General features: G+C 67.6%; 14 protein-coding genes and 1 tRNA gene. 10 read left to right on the top strand and 5 right to left on the bottom strand.

The features are described from left to right. Nucleotides 1–96: 96 nt before the first annotated feature. Entirely contained in the window at nucleotides 97–1,035 is a 939-nt protein-coding gene (locus ACSQ9E_RS17340; protein ID WP_436218623.1) for an AraC family transcriptional regulator, read from the bottom strand. Nucleotides 1,036–1,138: 103 nt separating this feature from the next. Here ACSQ9E_RS17340 and ACSQ9E_RS17335 point away from each other — a divergent pair, with 103 nt between their 5' ends. Further along, nucleotides 1,139–1,897 (top strand): SDR family oxidoreductase, encoded by a 759-nt coding sequence (locus tag ACSQ9E_RS17335; protein ID WP_428001512.1) that lies wholly within the window; start codon nucleotides 1,139–1,141, stop codon nucleotides 1,895–1,897. A gap of 17 nt (nucleotides 1,898–1,914) precedes the next feature. Here ACSQ9E_RS17335 and ACSQ9E_RS17330 read toward each other — a convergent pair whose 3' ends face one another. After that, nucleotides 1,915–2,553 carry a LysE family translocator gene (locus ACSQ9E_RS17330; protein ID WP_057204655.1) on the bottom strand — a complete coding sequence of 213 codons (639 nt, stop codon included), beginning with the start codon at nucleotides 2,551–2,553 and terminating at the stop codon, nucleotides 1,915–1,917. A gap of 1,140 nt (nucleotides 2,554–3,693) precedes the next feature. On the opposite strand from ACSQ9E_RS17330, the gene ACSQ9E_RS17325 reads away from it, so the two are divergent. The 3 genes from ACSQ9E_RS17325 (at nucleotide 3,694) to ACSQ9E_RS17315 (ending at nucleotide 7,016) form a co-directional block, all read left to right on the top strand. Next, a complete protein-coding gene (locus tag ACSQ9E_RS17325) occupies nucleotides 3,694–5,454 on the top strand; it encodes a RecQ family ATP-dependent DNA helicase (RefSeq protein WP_436218622.1) in 1,761 nt (586 codons plus the stop codon). 90 nt (nucleotides 5,455–5,544) lie between these two features. After that, on the top strand, nucleotides 5,545–6,375 hold the full coding sequence (locus ACSQ9E_RS17320; RefSeq protein ID WP_057206531.1) for a transglutaminase-like domain-containing protein: 831 nt from the start codon (nucleotides 5,545–5,547) through the stop codon (nucleotides 6,373–6,375). Between the two features lie 260 nt (nucleotides 6,376–6,635). Next, nucleotides 6,636–7,016, top strand: a complete 381-nt coding sequence (locus tag ACSQ9E_RS17315) for a response regulator (protein ID WP_057264543.1) — start codon at nucleotides 6,636–6,638, stop codon at nucleotides 7,014–7,016. A 67-nt stretch (nucleotides 7,017–7,083) separates the two neighbouring features. On the opposite strand, the gene ACSQ9E_RS17310 is transcribed toward ACSQ9E_RS17315, so the two are convergent. Both ACSQ9E_RS17310 and ACSQ9E_RS17305 read right to left on the bottom strand, forming a co-directional pair. Beyond that, nucleotides 7,084–8,496 (bottom strand): ankyrin repeat domain-containing protein, encoded by a 1,413-nt coding sequence (locus ACSQ9E_RS17310; RefSeq protein ID WP_436218621.1) that lies wholly within the window; start codon nucleotides 8,494–8,496, stop codon nucleotides 7,084–7,086. Between the two features lie 827 nt (nucleotides 8,497–9,323). Then, complete coding sequence (locus ACSQ9E_RS17305; RefSeq protein WP_436218620.1) at nucleotides 9,324–10,106, bottom strand: 3-hydroxybutyrate dehydrogenase; 783 nt, start codon at nucleotides 10,104–10,106, stop codon at nucleotides 9,324–9,326. Between the two features lie 127 nt (nucleotides 10,107–10,233). Between ACSQ9E_RS17305 and ACSQ9E_RS17300 the strand changes: the two genes are divergently transcribed. Then, nucleotides 10,234–11,208, top strand: a complete 975-nt coding sequence (locus tag ACSQ9E_RS17300; protein WP_436218619.1) for an alpha/beta fold hydrolase — start codon at nucleotides 10,234–10,236, stop codon at nucleotides 11,206–11,208. Further along, complete coding sequence (locus ACSQ9E_RS17295; RefSeq protein WP_436218618.1) at nucleotides 11,205–13,433, top strand: RelA/SpoT family protein; 2,229 nt, start codon at nucleotides 11,205–11,207, stop codon at nucleotides 13,431–13,433. Before ACSQ9E_RS17300 ends, ACSQ9E_RS17295 begins: the two co-directional genes overlap by 4 nt. A gap of 119 nt (nucleotides 13,434–13,552) precedes the next feature. Here ACSQ9E_RS17295 and ACSQ9E_RS17290 read toward each other — a convergent pair whose 3' ends face one another. Next, entirely contained in the window at nucleotides 13,553–14,215 is a 663-nt protein-coding gene (locus ACSQ9E_RS17290; RefSeq protein ID WP_436218617.1) for a GntR family transcriptional regulator, read from the bottom strand. A gap of 190 nt (nucleotides 14,216–14,405) precedes the next feature. Between ACSQ9E_RS17290 and ACSQ9E_RS17285 the strand changes: the two genes are divergently transcribed. From ACSQ9E_RS17285 to ACSQ9E_RS17270, 4 genes are all read left to right on the top strand, one after another. Then, a complete protein-coding gene (locus ACSQ9E_RS17285) occupies nucleotides 14,406–15,293 on the top strand; it encodes an NAD(P)-binding domain-containing protein (protein WP_436218616.1) in 888 nt (295 codons plus the stop codon). 49 nt (nucleotides 15,294–15,342) lie between these two features. After that, nucleotides 15,343–16,335 (top strand): Bug family tripartite tricarboxylate transporter substrate binding protein, encoded by a 993-nt coding sequence (locus tag ACSQ9E_RS17280; protein ID WP_428003870.1) that lies wholly within the window; start codon nucleotides 15,343–15,345, stop codon nucleotides 16,333–16,335. A gap of 152 nt (nucleotides 16,336–16,487) precedes the next feature. Then, entirely contained in the window at nucleotides 16,488–17,162 is a 675-nt protein-coding gene (locus ACSQ9E_RS17275) for an RraA family protein (RefSeq protein ID WP_436218615.1), read from the top strand. 135 nt (nucleotides 17,163–17,297) lie between these two features. Next, nucleotides 17,298–17,374, top strand: a tRNA-Val gene (locus ACSQ9E_RS17270). The last annotated feature ends 25 nt before the right edge of the window (nucleotides 17,375–17,399 follow it).

Here is a 17,399-nt window from a genome sequence, read left to right as displayed (position 1 = left end):
CATTGTAGGAGCCGCCTTGCGCCCGCACCTCAGGGAATGCGAGCATGCACGTGCGGGCCGTGGTGCCCGCTACCAAGTGCGCGCTACCAGTGCGCGTTATGGGGTGGTGCCTGCGGCGTCCTTCGCATACCGCCCCGGCGGCATGCCCACATGCCGCGTGAACGCCACGCCAAAGGTGCTGACCGAGCTGTAGCCCACGTGCTCGGCAATCTCGGCCATCGCCAGCGTGCCGTGGCGCAGCATCTGCCGGGCCAGCGCCATGCGCCAGGCCAGCAGGTATTCCATGGGGGCGATGCCCACCGCGCGGTGAAAGCGCCCGAAGAAGGCGCTGCGCGACATGGCGGCCTCTTGCGCCAGCTGGCCCATGGTCCAGGGCTGTGCGGGGCGCTCGTGCATGCGGCGCAGGGCCATGGCCAGCTTCGGGTCGGCCAGGCCGCGCACCAGCCCGGGCGCGGCCATGGTGCGGGCCGACGAGCGCAGCGCCTCGATCAGCAGCACTTCGAGCAGCCGCGCCATCACGATCTCGCGCGCGGGCCGGTCGCTGCGCGACTCGTCGCCCACCAGCTCCACCAGGGTGGCCAGGCGCCGCTCGCCGCGCACATGCAGCCACTGCGGCAGCAGCGGTACCAGCAAGGCTGCGTCGGGCGACTCGAACACGCAGTGGCCCACCAGCATGCGCACATCCACCGCGCCATCGGGGTCGCCCACGCGGGCGCCGCCCGGCATGGGGGCGATGGGGGTGGTGACGGACTCGCCCTCGCGCGGTGGGTCGCGGTCCAGGCTGCTGGTGGCAAAGCTGCGCGCGGCGGGTATCAGTGCGAAGTCGCCCTGGTGCAGGGTGATGGTGTCGCTGCGCGCGGGGCTGTCGATGGTCAGTTGGCAACTGCCTTCGAGCACCACGAAGTAGAACGGCCGCCCCGTCTCGCTGCGCCGCACGGCCCAGGGGGCCGATGCCACCACCAGCTTGGAGAACGGCGCGGCGGGCCGCAGCAACGAAACGACTTCCGCCAGGGGATCGACGGCGGGGGTGCTCATGGGGCTGGACTCTTTCGACAAAATGATGGACTGGTGAGTGTAGTCAATCCAGGTGGGCGTTTCTACCATCCAGGCATCGTCAACCCAACGGAGTCCCTGACCCATGTCCACCACCACCCCTTCCACCGTCCTCATCACCGGCTGCTCGTCCGGCTTCGGCCTGGAGATTGCGCGCTTTTTCCTGGCCCAGGGCTGGCGCGTCATCGCCACCATGCGCACCCCGCGCGAGGGCCTGCTGCCACCGTCGGACCGCCTGCGCGTGCTGCCGCTCGACGTGGCCGATGCCGACAGCATCCGCCGTTGCCTTGCCGAGGCCGGGCCCATCGACGCCCTGGTCAACAACGCCGGCATCGGCCTGCTCGCGCCGCTCGAAGGCATCGCCATGGCCCATGCCCGTGAAGTCTTCGAGACCAACGTGCTCGGCACCATCGCCATGACCCAGGCCGTGCTGCCGCAGATGCGCGAGCGGCGTGCGGGCGTGGTGGTCAATGTCACCTCCAGCGTCACGCTGCTGCCGTTGCCCCTGCTGTCCGTCTACACCGGCAGCAAGGCGGCGGTGAATGCCTTCACCGAATCGCTGGCGCTGGAGCTGGCGCCCTTCAACGTACGCGCCCGCCTGGTGCTGCCCGGCCGCGCGCCCAGTACCAGTTTTGGCGACAACGCCCGCCCGCGCATGGAGGGGAGCGTGCCCGAGGCCTATGCCGATTTTCGCGACCGTGTGTTCGCCGCCGTGCGCGACACGGCCACGCCGGTTACCCATGCGCAGGATGTGGCCGAGGCGGTGTGGCGCGCGGTGACGGATGAGGTGGCCCCGATGCGCCTGCCGGCGGGGGCAGATGCGGTGGCGCTGGCGGGCGCGTAGGCAACGCAGGCCGGGCCTCAGCCCAGCTTGTGCCGCGTGTTCAGCAGGCCCAGCCCCAGCGCGATGAAGGTGCCGCCCACCACGCGGTTGAACAGCTTGGCGCGCGCCACCACATGGCGCTTGACCAGCGAGATCAGCGCCACGTAGAAGGCGTGCGAGATCAGCGCGCAGACGGCGAAGGTGGTGGTCAGCAGCAGGTACTGCGTGAACAGCGGCTGGCCCGGCACGATGAACTGCGGAAACAGGGCCGAGAAGAACAAAATGGCTTTGGGGTTGGTCAGCGACACGCCCATGCCCTGCGCCACCAACTGCCAGTTCTTGCGCTCGCGCCGGTCCGTGGGTGCCTGGCCGGCATCGCTGCTGATCAGCGCGTCGTTGCTGCGCCAGCGCTTGACGCCCAGCCAGATCAGGTACATGGCGCCCACCACCTTCATCACGAGAAAGGCGTTGGCCGACATGCTGAGGATGGCGCCCATGCCGATCATCGCCAGGCCCGAGACCACGTAGATGCCGGCCGAGCTGCCCACCGAGCTGAAGGCCGTGCGTTTGGGGCCGACGTCCATCGAGTTGGACACGGCCAGCAGCACGGCGGGGCCGGGGGTGAAGCACATCAGGAGGGAGACGCCGCAGAAAAGGAGCCAGTGGGTGAGGGTCATGGTCAGGGGGGGGCTTTTGTCGTCGTTCGTCGGCTGCTGCGGACAGCGCCAGGGGGTATTTTCGGTGAGTTGGCGTTGGCGTGTTGCTGGGGTTTTGATTGACCCCTGCAGTTGTGGATCATGTCAACGAAGGTGGAAGAGATTCTTCGTTGCGCGACGTACCATGATTGATCTGCATCGCGTGCTGGTGTTGGGTTTTGGGTGATGGTTGCTGCATGCCTTTTTTAGGGCGGAGGCCGGGGTGTGCGCCCGGCGGCGCAGTAACTTTCTCTTGCGTCGCCAAGAGAAAGTCACCAAAGAGAAGGCGACCCCGCTGCCCGTGTCCCCACTCGCCCGATGGGCGAGTGGGGCAGCCTGCGATGCTCGGTCCTGGGGTGTGCCGCAGAACTCGCTGCGTTCTTCGAACTACGCTCAAACAGCTGCGGCAAGCTAGACAACGATGCGCGTGTCCTTCGGCACGCGCTCACCCCAGGCCCTGCGCTTCTCGGCACGGTCAGAAGGGGGTGGGAACGGGCCCCACACGGGCCATTGCTTCGCTCGGCCTGTGGTCCTTCGCTGCGCTCGGCTCGCCAGGGCGATCGCGCCAGTTTTGTCGGCAGCGCGTAGCGCGTAACCGACCCCAGGCGCAGCTGCGCAGCAGCAGCCGTTTGGACCCCGCTCCCCACCCCTGCTGGCTGCGCCGAGAAGCGCAGGGCCTGGGGTGGGTGCGTGTGCCGCAGGACACACGCACTTCGTGATCTGGCTTGCCGCAGCTGTTTGAGCGGAGTTCGCAGAACGCAGCGAGTTCTGCGGCACCACCCCAGGACCGAGCATCGCAGGTTGCCCCCGTTCGCCCGACAGGGCGTACGGGGGACGCAGACTGGGGGTCGCCTTCTCTTTGGTGACTTTCTCTTGGCGACTCAAGAGAAAGTTACTGCGCCGCCGGGCGCACACCCCGGCCTCCGCCCTCTGCAAAGGCATGCAGCACCAACCACCAACCACCAACCACCAACCCGCCGCATCCGCCGCATCCGCAGCGCCCGAACAGCGCCTGCTGTCTTACACGCTCGTGCGCAGCATTCCGGCGCGGGGCGCAGTTCGTGCCTTCCCACAATCAGCCTCATCCAACACAGCACCGCCGCCACCCGACACGGGCCCGAAATGAACACCGCCACCACCACCCGCCGCAAGACCGCACGCACCCCCTCGGCCCCAGCGTCCACCCCCATCGCCAGCCCCGAAGCCATCCAGAAAACCCTGCGCAAGGTGTTTGGCCTTAAGCGCCTGCGGCCCGGCCAGCTGGACGTGGTGCAGCGCGTGCTGCAGGGCGCCAGCACCCTGGCCGTGATGCCCACCGGCGCGGGCAAATCGCTGTGCTACCAGTTGCCGGCCCTGCTGCTGCCGGGCACCACCGTGGTGGTGTCGCCCCTGGTCGCGCTGATGAAGGACCAGTGCGATGCCCTGCGCGAACTCGGCGTGGCGGTGGTGCAGGTCAACAGCGCCATCGGCAGCGACGAGCTGGCTGCGGCCCGCCAGGCCATCGAGAGTGGCAGTGCGCGCATCGTGCTGACCACGCCCGAGCAGATGGCCGACCCGGCGCTGACCGCGGCGCTGGCACGGCACACGGTGAGCCTGCTGGTGGTGGACGAGGCGCACTGCATCGCCCAGTGGGGCCACGACTTTCGGCCCGCCTTTCTGGAGATCGCGCCGGCCGTGCGCGCGCTGGGGCGGCCCACGGTGCTGGCGCTCACGGCCACGGCCAAGCCGGCGGTGATGAAGGAGATCGTGGCCCAGTTCGGCATTGCCGCCGCCAACGTGGTGCAGACCGGCGCCTACCGGCCCAACCTGCAGCTGGCGGTGGAGCAACTGGGCCGCGCTGCCGACCGGTTGCCGCGTGCGCTGCAACTGGTGGCGGCCAGCCAGGGCCCGGCCATCGTCTACACCGCCACGGTCAAGAATGCGCAAGAGCTGCATGCCAAGCTGGCCGCAGCCGGCGAAAGCGTGGGCCTGTACCACGGGCGCCTGCCTGCTGCGCAGCGCGCGCAGGCGCAGGACGACTTCATGGACGGCCGGGTGCGCGTGATGGTGGCCACCAACGCCTTCGGCCTGGGCATCGACAAGCCGGACATCCGCTTCGTGCTGCACTACCAGATGCCCGCCAGCGTGGACGCCTACTACCAGGAGGCGGGCCGCGCCGGGCGCGACGGCAATGACTCGCAGTGCACGCTGCTCTACGTGCGGCAGGACCGGGCGCTGCAGCAGTTCTTCGCCTCGGGCCGCTACCCCACGCTGGACGATGTGCAGGCCGTGCACGCCGCGCTGCTGCACACCGCGCCTGAAGGCGGCTGGACGGGCGACGCCATCGTCGACGCCGTGTCGCGCCCCAGTGCCAAGGTAAGGGTTGCGCTGAGCCTGCTGCGCAGCCACAAGGTGGTGCGGCGCGACCGGGCCGGCCGCTTAACCCTGGCCCGCGAGCTGGATGACGCGGCCCTGGAGCCCCTGCTGGCCAGCTACCGCAACCGGCGCGAGCAGGACAGCACCACGCTGGAGGCGATGGTGGCCTATTCGCAGAGCGGCCGCTGCCGCTGGCAGGGGGTGCTGTCGGCGCTGGGCGACCACTGTGCTGCTGCCGATGGCTGTGGCCGCTGCGACAACTGCCTGCGCATCGCCGAGCTGTCGCGCCTGGTGCCGGCCGTGGCCACGCCCGAGCAGCCCATCGAGGTGCGCCCGCAGCCGGCGAGCGCCCGGCCGGCCTTCACCGGCGGCGACGCCGTGCGCGCCAGGCGCTATGGCGCCGGCCAGGTGGTCGAGGCCAATGCGCATTCGGTGACGGTGGAGTTTCCGAACGGGGCGCGGCGCACCTTTTTGCCGGAGTTCGTGCGCGCGGCACGGCGGCCCGCTCCGGTGGCGCTGGCGGTGTAAGGGATCCGCCATGCGACGCGGTGCCGGATCGAGCGCTTTTTAGGGGCATTGTCGGCCGTCGCACCCGGTGACAGCCCCTAGACTCCCTGGATGAACAAAACCTTCGTCAAGCTGCACGCCACCTGCCACATGACACTGTCCGCCGACGCGGACTGCGCCGTGGTGGCGGTGCTTCGCCCAAGAAGCGGCGATGCGCAGTGGATGGTGCAGGAGCGCTACGAGCTGACGCCCGTCGTGCCGATGACGGAGTACGTGGACGACCATGGCAACCTGTGCCAGCGGCTCAAGATTCCGCAGGGGCAGATGCGCATCGAGGTCGACATGATCATGATCACCGACACCGACATCGCGGTGGACGCCAGCGCCGCCGCCGTGCCGGTGGAAGCGCTGCCCTTCGAGGCGCTCAAGTACCTGCTGCAAAGCCGCTACTGCCCGTCCGACAAGATGCAGGACAAGGCGCGCGAGATCGTGGGCGATGCCTCACCGGGCTATGGCCAGGTCGAGGCCATCCGCAGCTGGGTGCACCACAACCTGGAGTACCGCTACAACGTCAGCAGCGGCACCACCGATGCGCTGGACACTTTGAACGATGGCGCCGGCGTGTGCCGGGATTTCTCGCACGTCGCCATCGGCCTGTGCCGGGCCCTGGACATCCCGGCGCGGTATGTGGTGGGCTACCTGCACGCGCTCGACCCCATGGACATGCACGCCTGGTTCGAGGCCTTTGTGGGGGACCGGTGGTATGCGTTCGACGGAACCCAGGCCCATGCAAGGGGCGGGCGCATCGTGGTAGCCTACGGCAGGGATGCGGCAGATGTCGCGTTCCTGTCGTACTACGGCCCGCTCGAAATCACGCTGATGGACGTGCGCGTCGAAGAGATTGCGATGGAGGCTCCGCTGACCTTTCCTCTGCGGGCCTGACCTCCGCTTAGAGCGGCTAACAAAACTCTTCTGGCGTCGTTGCTGCGTCTTGTCGTACTACCGTACTGCCTGCGACGCAGCGCCTAGCCAGAACCGCTTCGCTGAGTTTTGTTAGCCGCTCTTGGTAAGCCCCACGGCCCGGCAGCGCTTGCGCTCCTGACTCGGCCCTGCCGCACCCGCCACAGGGCGATGGCGGCACCTGCTACCCCAACCTGATGTATGTTCAGCGCCTCTGCCAGGCGCTGCATCCCCCATTGAAGATGCCTCTCGTCACCATTCTTGTAGAAGACAACAAACCCATTTGCGACACCCTGGTCCCGGCGCTGGAAGAAACTGCCAACGCGCAGGTGGTCGCCATTGCAAAAACCTCGACGGGCGCCGGGCAGGCGCTGGCGCGCTGGCGCGGCAAGTGGCACCTGCTGGTGGTCGACCTGCACCTGGGCCAGGGCTCGGGCCTCGACGTGCTGCAGGCCGTGGGGCCGCGCTCTTCGGACCAGCATGTGCTGGTGCTTTCCAACTACGCCACACCCGAGATGCGCGAACGCTGCCTTGCCCTGGGGGCGGATGCGGTGTTCGACAAGGTGACCGAGCTGCAGGCCTTCTTCGAGCACTGCACGCAGCTGCCCGAAGTGGTGGTTTGATTGTGTAGGGCAGGCGGGCTGCGCGAGGCTCGGCGGTTCTTGCGGGCCCTGCGCAACGGCTTCTCGGTCAGCCTTCCCCTCGCTGCGCGGCACGCTCCTGCGCCCGCATCTGCTTGGACAGGGCCAGCACTTCCTTGAGCGGTATGCCCTCCTCCTGTGCGTGCCAGGCCACCGAATGCCCTTCGTGGTCCCGGGCCTTGGTGCTGGCGCCAGCGAGCAGCAGCCAGTGCAGGCCTTGCATGCGTGCGCTGTTCCACTCGTAGATGTAACGCATGGCGCACATGAGCGGCGTCTTGCCTTCGGAATCCACGCTGTCCACCTGCGCTCCGCGCGAGAGCAGGAACTCGATACCCTGGTTCGACTGCAGGGCGAAGTGCGTCATAGCGGCCGTGTGCAGCGGCGTTTCGCCGGCCTCATTGGGGCGGTCGATGTCGCAGCCATGGGCCAGCAGCAGGTCGATCATCGCGAAGCGCCGCAGGTATACCGCGTGGTCCAGCCAGTTCTCGTGCGCCGGCTCGGTGCGGCCCTCTGCCACCGCCCGTAGCAGCAGCCTCTGCAGCAACTCCGGTGTGCCGCCATCGATGCAGGTGCCCAGGGTGGATGCCTCGTCCTCTCCCTCGGCCCAGCACAGCGCCGGGGCATGGTCCAGCAGCAGGTGGGCAGCCTCGGGTTGGCCCTGCGCCAGCGCCCATTCAGTGGCCGAGTAGCCCTCGGCCACCAGGGCGTGCTCCACCACGTAGCGGTAGAGCGCCCGTTGGGACCAGAGGTCCCCGGGCTCTTGGATCGCATCTTCCATCGCCGCAAGTTCCTGCAGCGCGGGTGTCCGGTGCACGGTGGCATTCACGTCCGCGCCGGCCGCCAGCAACTGCCGCATCGCGTCCACTTGCCCGCCCAGCAGCGCGTTCACCAGCGGGGTGTTGCCGCCGGCGTCCGGCTGGTTCACCAGGGGGCCGTGCAGGGCCAGCAATGCGGCCAGCGCGTGGGGTGCACCCCGCAACGCGGCCAGGCAAAGTGCCTCGCCAGGTGTGGCCGCACCTGAGGACAGCAGGGCCTGCAATCGCGCCACGTCGTCGTCCCACAGGGCTGCCACCAGGGGCTCGCCACGCCGCCCGGCCAGCGCGTGCATGCAGGGCGTCACGGCTGTGCCATCCACCAGGTGCACGATGCCTGTGGGGTGCGCGGATTCCAGGGTCTTGCGCATAAGCTTGGCCCGGCGGGCGCCCAGCGCGGCCAGGCCTGCGCCCATCGTGCGCCACACCCTGTGCTCATAGGCGTGCAGGACCAGGTCGCCCATGACCCGCAGGCCATGCGCGTCGGCCGGGCCGCTTTCCACATAGGTCCACTCGTCGTCTTCGGCCTCGGGGCAGTGGCGGTGCAGGTGCTCCATCAGCTCCTGGGGCCTGTCGTTCAGCAGGGCGGCAAAGGCGCTGGCCTGTGTCGGGTCATCAAAGAGGCAGTCGAATTGGAGCGGGAGTTCCATCATGGGCGTACGGGCCTGGTGGGGTGCAAAAAAGCTGGAGGGTGGGTGGATGGCAACCAGGGCGGGCAAGGCATGTGCCCGCGCCCGCCTCCGTAACCAGCGCGATTCCAGGTTACCGGGCGGCAGCGTTCTGTTTGGCCTGTGCCCACCAGGCGTCGAATGGCGCGGGCAGGGGCAGCCGCATCTTCACTTCCGAGTTGCTGTGCCTGATGCGCAGCCGCGTTGGTAGCCGGGCCATTCTTGCGTGTGGGCCGCGGCGCCCCGGGGGAACAAGGCCTGCAGGTGCAGGCAGGCCTCAGGGTACTGGTCGTCTTGCGGCGCCAGCGGCTGCCGGGCTGCAGCCAGGGCGGCAGTGTCGATGCCCAGGCCATGGGCGTGCGATAGCTCTTGCAACGCACGGAGCAGGTCTTGCGTGCGCTGCGCATCCAGGCGCTGGGGGAGGGGCTGTCTTCTTTGGCAGTCGTCACGGTCATCGGTCCATGGAAGGGGTGGGGCGGTCCATGGACGATGATAGACAGGGCGCGTGGAGCGTCGGTGGACAGTGTGTCCAGTCCGCGCAGTGGCCTTGTGGCTGCGGCACCGTCCAAGACATGACGCCAAGTAACGGAGTGCATCGTTCAACGCTAACCCGGCAGCCGCGATAGAAGTACCTGGGCGGCACACTGGAGTGGGAGCAACAGCAGCCACCGCACTTCACACTGCTGCTCGTCTGAGCTCTCGGCAAGCAGTCGAACGAGACGGTCTCCTGCATGCTTTGCCGCGCCCTGGCGGTGTACACAGCTCTATGTGCCGGGGGCGGGGCGGTGCCGAGGGTAGGGCAGACCCCCTTACTGCGCCGCCCAACCCCCATCCATGTTCCACGCCACGCCACGCACATTGTTGGCGGCGGCAGAGCAGAAGAACACGGCCAGTTCGCCCAGCTCTTCAGGCGTGGTGAACTGCATCGAGGGCTCTTTTTCGCCCAGCAGCAGCTTCTTGGCGTCTTCGTTCGACAGGCCGTGTTCGGCGGCCTTGGCGTCCACCTGTTTTTGCACCAGGGGGGTCAGCACCCAGCCGGGGCAGATCGCGTTGCAGGTGACGCCGGTGGTGGCGTTCTCCAGCGCGGTCACCTTGGTGAGGCCGACGATGCCGTGCTTGGCGGCCACATAGGCGGATTTTTGCGCCGAGCCGACCAGGCCGTGGACGGACGCCAGGTTGATGATGCGGCCCCAGTTGGCGGCCTTCATGGCGGGCAGGGCCAGGCGCGATGCGTGGAAGGCGCTGCTGAGGTTGATGGCGATGATGGCGTCCCACTTCTCGACGGGGAAGTCTTCCACGTTGGCCACGTGCTGGATGCCGGCGTTGTTGACCAGGATGTCCACGCGGTCGAACTGGCTGGCGGCGTACTTCATCATGTCTTCGATGTCGGCCACGCGGCCCATGTCGGCGCCGTGGTAGGCCACCTGGGCGCCGGCTGCCTTGCCGGCGGCCAGCACTTCGGCGCGGGGGGTGTCCACATCACCGAAACCGTTCAGGACGATATTGGCGCCCTGGCTGGCGAGGGCTTTTGCAATACCGAGGCCGATGCCGCTGGTGGAGCCAGTGACGAGGGCCGTTTTGCCTTTGAGCATGTGAGTCACTCCGAATGAAAGGTGAAGATGAATATGAATTACGATGAAGGCAACGCCTTGCCAGGGCTCCTGGCGGGCGCCGATTGAACGCAGGCATTATCAAGTGCCGCTACCGGATTTCGCACCCATGATAGAACCTACGCTGAACTACGTACTGTGCCCCGGCCCCGGGGCCACAGCGGTGCCCGCCGGCCAAGACCCTGCTGCCGCCCGGCCCGTCACCGGCCCGCAGCACCGCATGGCGTATTGGGAGTGGAATGCCACGGGCAACCCGGCCCACCCGCACGTCATCGTTTGCGTGCACGGCCTGTCGCGCCAGGGGCGCGATTTCGACGTGCTGGCGCGCGAGTTGAGCCAGCACGCACGCGTCATCTGCCCCGACGTGGTGGGCCGCGGCCAGAGTGACTGGCTGGCCGACCCCATGGGCTACCAGATACCCCAGTACGGCGCCGACATGCTGGCCCTGCTGGCGCAATTGCACCAGCAGGCGCCCATCACCACGCTCGACTGGGTGGGCACCAGCATGGGCGGGCTGATCGGCATGGGCGTCATCGGCCAGCCGGGGCTGCCGCTGCCCGTGCCGGTGCGCCGCCTGGTGCTCAACGATGTGGGCCCGGTGATCCAGTGGCTGGCGATCCAGCGCATCGGCCAGTACCTCGGGTTTGCCGCCCGGTTCGAATCGCTGCAGCAGGCGGCCGATGCCACCTGGGCCGTGTCCACCAGCTTTGGCCCGCACACGCCGGCCCAGTGGCTGGAGCTGTCGCGCGCCATGGTGCGCAGCCTGCCCGAGGGCGGGCTTACCTTGCACTACGACCCCGCCATCGCCGTGCCGTTTCGGGCCATGACGCAAGAGGCCGCCGCTGCGGGCGAGGCATTCTTGTGGCAGCTGTACGACCAGATCACGGCGCGCACGCTGCTGCTGCGCGGCGCGGATTCGGACCTGCTCTCGCATGAGACCGCGCAGGCCATGGCCGAGCGCGGCCCGCGCGCACAGCTGGTGGAGTTTGCGGGCGTGGGCCATGCGCCCACCCTGGTCGCGGCCGACCAGGTGGCCGCCGTGGCGGGCTTCTTGCTGGCAGGAGAGGGCACCGCCACCGCATGAAGACGCTTGCCCCGCCCCCCGGCCCGCCGCTGAACACGGCCGAGGCCGTGCCCCAGCTGATCGCGGCCACCGCCCACACGCTGCCCGAACAGCTCAATGCTTTGGTGCGCGCCCGCGCCTTTGCCGAGCCGCTGATCGCCAGCGAAGCACTCGATTCTGGCGAGAACACCCTGGCCCACGCCGACGCCGTGGCCGCCATCCTGAAGACCATCGGCGGCTCTGAGGCCATGCAGGCCGCCAGCTACCTGGTGTACTCGTGCGTACACCTCAACAAGCCCGAGGAAGTCATCACCAAAGCCTTTGGCGCCAACTTTGCCGCCCTGGCGGTCGAGACCACCAAGCTCGTGCGCGTGCAGCAGCAGGCGCGCGGCGCACAGGCACTGGACGACCCGGCCCTGCAGACCGAGAACGTGCGCAAGATGCTGCTGGCCTTCTCGCGCGACCTGCGCGTGGTCATGCTGCGCCTGGCCTCGCGGCTGCAGACGCTGCGCTTTCACGCGGCCACCAAGCTGCCCATGTCGCCCAGCCTGGCGCGCGAGTCGCTGCAGGTGTTTGCGCAGCTGGCCAACCGCCTGGGCATCTGGCAGGTGAAGTGGGAGCTGGAGGATTTGTCCTTTCGCTTTCTGGAGCCCGACACCTACAAGGACGTGGCGCGCTTGCTCGACGAAAAGCGCGGCGAACGCGAGGTCTACATGGAGCAGCTGCGCGCGCGGCTCGAATCGGACCTGCGCGCGCGCAGCATCAGCGCCAGCGTGCAGGGCCGGCCCAAGCACATCTACAGCATCGTGAAAAAGATGCGCGGCAAGTCGCTCAACTTCGACCAGGTGTATGACATCCGCGCGCTGCGCGTGGTGGTGCCCACGGTGAAGGATTGCTACGCCGCGCTGAGCTGGGTGCACCAGCGCTTTGCGCCCATCGTCGAAGAGTTCGACGACTACATCGCCAAGCCCAAGGCCAACGGCTACCAGTCGCTGCACACCATCGTGCGCGACGACCTCAACGGCAAGCCCATCGAGATCCAGATCCGCACCCAGGCCATGCACGAGCATGCCGAGCACGGCGTGGCCGCGCACTGGGCCTACAAGGAGGCGGGCACCAAGGGCTATGCGGGCGTGGCCGCCACGGGCGAATACGACGCCAAGATCGCCGTGCTGCGCCAACTGCTGGCGTGGGAGCGCGACCTGGCCGGCCATGCGCAAAAGAGCAACGGCCTGTTCGAGGACCGCATCTACGTGCTGACCCCCGAGGCCGCCGTGGTCGATCTGCCCCAGGGCGCCACCCCGGTGGACTTTGCCTACACCGTGCACACCAGCCTGGGCCACCGCTGCCGCGGTGCCAAGGTCGACGGCGTGATGGTGCCGCTGAACACCGCGCTGCAGAACGGCCAGACGGTGGAGATCGTCACCGTGAAGGAGGGCCGCCCCTCGCGCGACTGGCTCAACGCCGAACTCGGCTACCTCACCAGCAACCGCGCCAAGGCCAAGGTGCGCGCCTGGTTCAACGCCCAGGCCACGCACGAAACCGTGGCCCGTGGCCGCGAGGCCGTGGAGCGCCTGCTGCAGCGCGAGGGCAAGACGGCCGTGAAGCTCGACGACCTGGCCGTGCAGCTGGGCTTCAAATCGGCCGAGGCCTTGTTCGAAGTGGTGGGCAAGGACGAGTTCTCGCTGCGCAACATCGAGACCGTGCTGCGCCCGGCCGAGCCCCCGCAGAACGACGACGACTACCTGCTGCTGAAAAAGCCGCGTGGCAATGAATCATCCAGCCCCAAGGGCGGTGTGCTCGTGGTGGGCATCGACTCGCTCATGACCCAGCTGGCCAAGTGCTGCAAGCCCGCGCCGCCGGACGACATACGCGGCTTTGTCACGCGTGGCAAGGGCGTGAGCGTGCACCGCGCCGACTGCAGCAACTTCCGCGAAATGGCCGCCAAGAACGGCGAGCGCGTGATCGACGTGGACTGGGGCCTGCCCAAGGCCAGGGCCACCGACAAGCCCGCCGTCTACCCCGTGGACGTGGCCGTGGAAGCCGCCGACCGCCAGGGCCTGCTGCGCGACATTTCCGAGGTGTTTGCGCGCGAGAAGACCAACGTCATCGGCGTGCAGACCCAGTCGGTCAAGGGCACGGCGTGGATGACCTTCACCGTGGAGGTGGCCGATTCAGGGCGCTTGAACAAGGTGCTGGGGATCGTGGCGGGGGTGCAGGGGGTGCGGTCGGCGCGGCGCCGGTAACAGCCCTCAAGAGCTGCTCACAAAACTCAGCGCAGCGGTTCTGGCTAGGCGCTGCGTCGCAGGCAGTACGCTAGTACGACAAGACGCAGCAACGACGCCAGAAGAGTTTTTGAGCAGCTCTATGCCGCGGGGCCGCGCTTGTACTCGCCCCGGTGCGCCATGAACCGGTGGTACGACATGCGCAGGTGCAACTGCATCACCTGGCGCGCCAGCTCCCCATCCTTGGCGCGCACCGCGATCACCAGGTCGCGGTGGTGGTGCAGGCTTTGCACCAGCTCCTCGGGCGTGTAGATGTGGAACGAGCGCTTGATGATCGGCATGTCGATCATGGTCGCCAGCATGGCTTTGAGGCGCGGTGAGCCCGATGCCTCGATCAGCGCGTGGTGAAAATCCCGGTTGGCGGACTGCACCTCGGCAATGCCATCGTGGCCGGCGGCAATGCCGGCCTCCATGCGCTGGTTGCTGGCTTCCAGCTCGTCGGCCAGCCCCTCGCCACCGCGCGTGGCCGCAAGGAAGGAGGCGTATGGCTCCAGCAGCATGCGCAGCTGGAAGGTTTCTTCCACATCCCAGTCGCTCCACTCCGACACGCGGATGCCCTGGCCCGCGCCGTCGGTGGCCAGGCCGTCTTCCACCAGGCGGTGCAGCGCATTGCGCACCGGCGTGCGGCTCAGCCCCAGGTCGCGGGCAATGGGCTCCTCCTTGAGCTGCTCGCCCGGGCTGTAGTGGCCGCCAATGAGCCGCTGCCGCAGAACCTCGTACGCCTTGTCTTTCACGTTTTGCACTGTGTTTGCACCAGGTGGGTGGGGATGGTGCGCTGATTCTAGGTGACGGCCGTGGTTCGCGCTGCCCTCTAGAGTGGTAAGCAAAAAATACAAAACAAGTACAAATAATCGCCTTGCTACGGGAAATCCCTGTAATTCACTGCGCTGCCAGGCCGATAGACTGCCATCAATGTTTTAAATTTGTACTTTCATGAAATTCGCAATCCTCGGTGGTGGAATGGTCGGCGCCTGCTACATGCAGGCCTTTGTGGAGCAGGGGCACAGCCTGGTGGGCCTGTGCGACCTGCAGCCCAACGCTGCGGTGGCCGCTGCCGTGCAGGCCGCCGGTGGGCAGGTGCACACCGCGCCCGGTGCCTGGCTGGCCGGGGCCGACGTGGTGGTGAGTGCCGTGTTCGGCACCGTGGCGCGCAGCCTGTTCGAGGCCTGCCTGCCCCATCTGCAGGATGGCGCGGTGTATGTGGACATGACCACGGCCGACCCCGGCGAAATGCGCGAATGTGGCGAGCTGGCCCAGCACGGCGCACATGGCGCACAGGGCAGGGCGGTGCACTTCGTGGACGTGGCCATCACCGGCGCCGTCAACCTGGGCGGCAAGAAGACGCCGCTGCTGGTGGCCGGCGGCAAGGCCGGTTTTGTACAGGAATTGTTCTTGCCCTTCGGTGGCTCCGTCCGCGTGGTGGGCGAGCAGCCGGGCGATGCCGCCTCGCTCAAGCTGCTGCGCAGCATCTACACCAAGGGCACCGAGGCACTGGCCGTGGAATGCCTGGTGACCGCGCAACAGATGGGCCTGCGCGAGCAGCTCTATGCCGTGCTGCAGGACATCGACGAGACACCGCTGCGCACGCTGATGGAGTCCATGGTGCGCACGCACATTCCGCACTCGGCGCGCCGGCGCAACGAGGTGGCCGAGGCGCAGCAGCAGATGGCCCGGCACGGCCTGGCGCCCATCGTCTCGCCCGCCGTCGAAGCGCTGTTCGCTGCCACGGCCCAGGCGCATGCGGCGCAGGCCTTTACCGGCGCGTCCACCGACGAAGCCATTGCCTGGCTGGGTAGCCACGTGCTCGCCAGCCGTTCTTGATCGACCACCGCGCTATCCGAATACAAACCCATAGGAGACACCTGCAATGATGACGACCTTGACCCGACGCACCCTGGCCCTCGGCGGCCTGCTGGCCCTGGCGGCTGCCACGGCAACCATCGCCCCGGCCCATGCCCAGGGCAACTACCCGCAGCGGCCCATCAAGATCCTCGTGCCCTTTCCTGCGGGCGGGGGCACCGACAACCTCACCCGGCTGGTCAGCACCAAGCTCACCGATGCCTATGGCTGGGCCATCGTGGTGGAGAACAAGCCCGGTGCCGGCGGCAACCTGGCGCTCGACCAGGTCGCCAAGGCGCCCGGTGATGGCCTGACGCTGGTGATGGCGCAGACCGACAACGCGGTGCTCAACCCGCTGCTGTACTCCAAGCTCACCTACAACCCCGACAAGGACCTGCGCGCCGTGGCCCTGGTGGCAGTGGGCCCGGCCGTGCTGGTGGTGAATGCCGACTCGCCGTACAAGAACCTCGACGACATCATCCAGGCCGCCAAGAAGGACCCCGGGCGCCTGACCTTCGCCTCGCCCGGCACCGGCACCATCTCGCACCTGATCAGCGAGGCCTGGCAAAAGAGCTCGAACGTCAAGTTCACCCACGTGCCGTTTCGCGGCATGGCGCAGGCCATGCCCGACCTGCTGGGCGGGCGCATCGACATGTACATGGGCTCCATCCCCACGCTGATGTCGCAGATCCAGGCCGGCAAGGTGCGCGCCATCGCCGTGACCACGGCGCGCCGCTCCAAGCTGCTGCCCGACGTGCCCACCTACACCGAATCCGGCGTGAAGGGCGTGGAGCTGGCCAGCGTGTGGGGCGTGATGGCCCCGGCCAGCACCCCCGACGCCATCGTCAAGCAGCTCAACGACGCCATCAACAAGGTGGTGAACGCGCCCGACACCACCAAGAAGATCGTGGACTCCGGCGCCGAGCTCATCACCGGCACGCCGGACGACATGGCCAAGCTGTATGCCAGCGACCGCGCCCGCCTGGCCCCCATCGTCAAGAGCTCGGGCACCACGCTCGACTAGAAGCGGCTAACAAAACTCTTCTGGCGTCGTTGCTGCGTCTTGTCGTACTACTCGTACTGCCTGCGACGCAACGCCTAGCCAGAACCGCTTCGCTGAGTTTTGTTATCCGCTCTAACCGCTTCCCTACCCACCATCCTAGTGAGAACTGCACCATGATCGGCTGCCAAATCCTGAAACGCAAACGCGCTGTGAGCCTGGAGCTGGCCCGGCAATTTTTGGAGGTGCCCGTGGCCAACGTCAGCGACTGCATGTCGCGCATGACGGCCGGCGGCCCGCGCCTGCGCCCCATGCACGACGGCACCGCCATGGCCGGCCCGGCCCTCACCATCCGCACCCGCCCGGGCGACAATTTGCTGATCCACAAGGCATTGAAGCTCGCGCAACCCGGCGACGTGATCGTGGTGGACGCGGGCGGCGACCTCACCAACGCGCTCATCGGCGAGATCATGGTGGGCGAGGCCAAACTCAAGGGCTTTGCCGGCATCGTGATCAACGGCGCCATCCGCGACAGCACGGTGATCCGCAGGGACAGCTTCCCCGTGTTCGCGGCCGGCGTCACCCACCGCGGCCCCTACAAGGACGGCCCCGGCGAGATCAACGTGCCCATAGCCATCGACGGCATGGTCATCGAGCCCGGCGACCTGGTCATCGGCGACGACGACGGTTTGCTGTGCGTGCCCTATGACCAGGCCGAGCAACTGCTTGCCGCCGCCCACCAAAAGCAGAAGATCGAGGCCGTGATGGTGGCCGAGATCGCGGACGGCACGCAGGACAATGCGTGGATCGACGCGGCGCTGAAGCGGGCAAACTGCACGATCGAGGCTTGATGCAGGAGTGCGCCATATGTGCCCTGCAGAGCAGGGCGCTGCATCGGGCCGCAGCGCACTTTTGAATCTTTTGCTGCAACTTTGCCAGACGGGGATTTTTTGTGGCTATAATCGTGGTCTTGAACAGAACAACACAGGCGCGTAGCTCAGCTGGTTAGAGCACCACCTTGACATGGTGGGGGTCGTTGGTTCGAGTCCAATCGCGCCTACCAAGATTCCTTCTGAAGAGACCAGCTT

The organism is Acidovorax sp. LjRoot118, assembly GCF_964253575.1.
Taxonomy (GTDB): Bacteria; Pseudomonadota; Gammaproteobacteria; order Burkholderiales; family Burkholderiaceae_C; genus Acidovorax.
The sequence above is the reverse complement of the archived record's forward strand: the minus strand, read 5'-3'. Positions and strand labels throughout refer to the sequence as shown.

Coding starts and splice junctions, on each gene's coding strand:
- ACSQ9E_RS17340 (WP_436218623.1), bottom strand. CDS start 1,035: ATGAGCACCCCCGCCGTCGATCCCCTGGCGGAAGTCGTTTCGTTGCTG.
- ACSQ9E_RS17335 (WP_428001512.1), top strand. CDS start 1,139: ATGTCCACCACCACCCCTTCCACCGTCCTCATCACCGGCTGCTCGTCC.
- ACSQ9E_RS17330 (WP_057204655.1), bottom strand. CDS start 2,553: ATGACCCTCACCCACTGGCTCCTTTTCTGCGGCGTCTCCCTCCTGATG.
- ACSQ9E_RS17325 (WP_436218622.1), top strand. CDS start 3,694: ATGAACACCGCCACCACCACCCGCCGCAAGACCGCACGCACCCCCTCG.
- ACSQ9E_RS17320 (WP_057206531.1), top strand. CDS start 5,545: ATGAACAAAACCTTCGTCAAGCTGCACGCCACCTGCCACATGACACTG.
- ACSQ9E_RS17315 (WP_057264543.1), top strand. CDS start 6,636: ATGCCTCTCGTCACCATTCTTGTAGAAGACAACAAACCCATTTGCGAC.
- ACSQ9E_RS17310 (WP_436218621.1), bottom strand. CDS start 8,496: ATGGAACTCCCGCTCCAATTCGACTGCCTCTTTGATGACCCGACACAG.
- ACSQ9E_RS17305 (WP_436218620.1), bottom strand. CDS start 10,106: ATGCTCAAAGGCAAAACGGCCCTCGTCACTGGCTCCACCAGCGGCATC.
- ACSQ9E_RS17300 (WP_436218619.1), top strand. CDS start 10,234: ATGATAGAACCTACGCTGAACTACGTACTGTGCCCCGGCCCCGGGGCC.
- ACSQ9E_RS17295 (WP_436218618.1), top strand. CDS start 11,205: ATGAAGACGCTTGCCCCGCCCCCCGGCCCGCCGCTGAACACGGCCGAG.
- ACSQ9E_RS17285 (WP_436218616.1), top strand. CDS start 14,406: ATGAAATTCGCAATCCTCGGTGGTGGAATGGTCGGCGCCTGCTACATG.
- ACSQ9E_RS17280 (WP_428003870.1), top strand. CDS start 15,343: ATGACGACCTTGACCCGACGCACCCTGGCCCTCGGCGGCCTGCTGGCC.
- ACSQ9E_RS17275 (WP_436218615.1), top strand. CDS start 16,488: ATGATCGGCTGCCAAATCCTGAAACGCAAACGCGCTGTGAGCCTGGAG.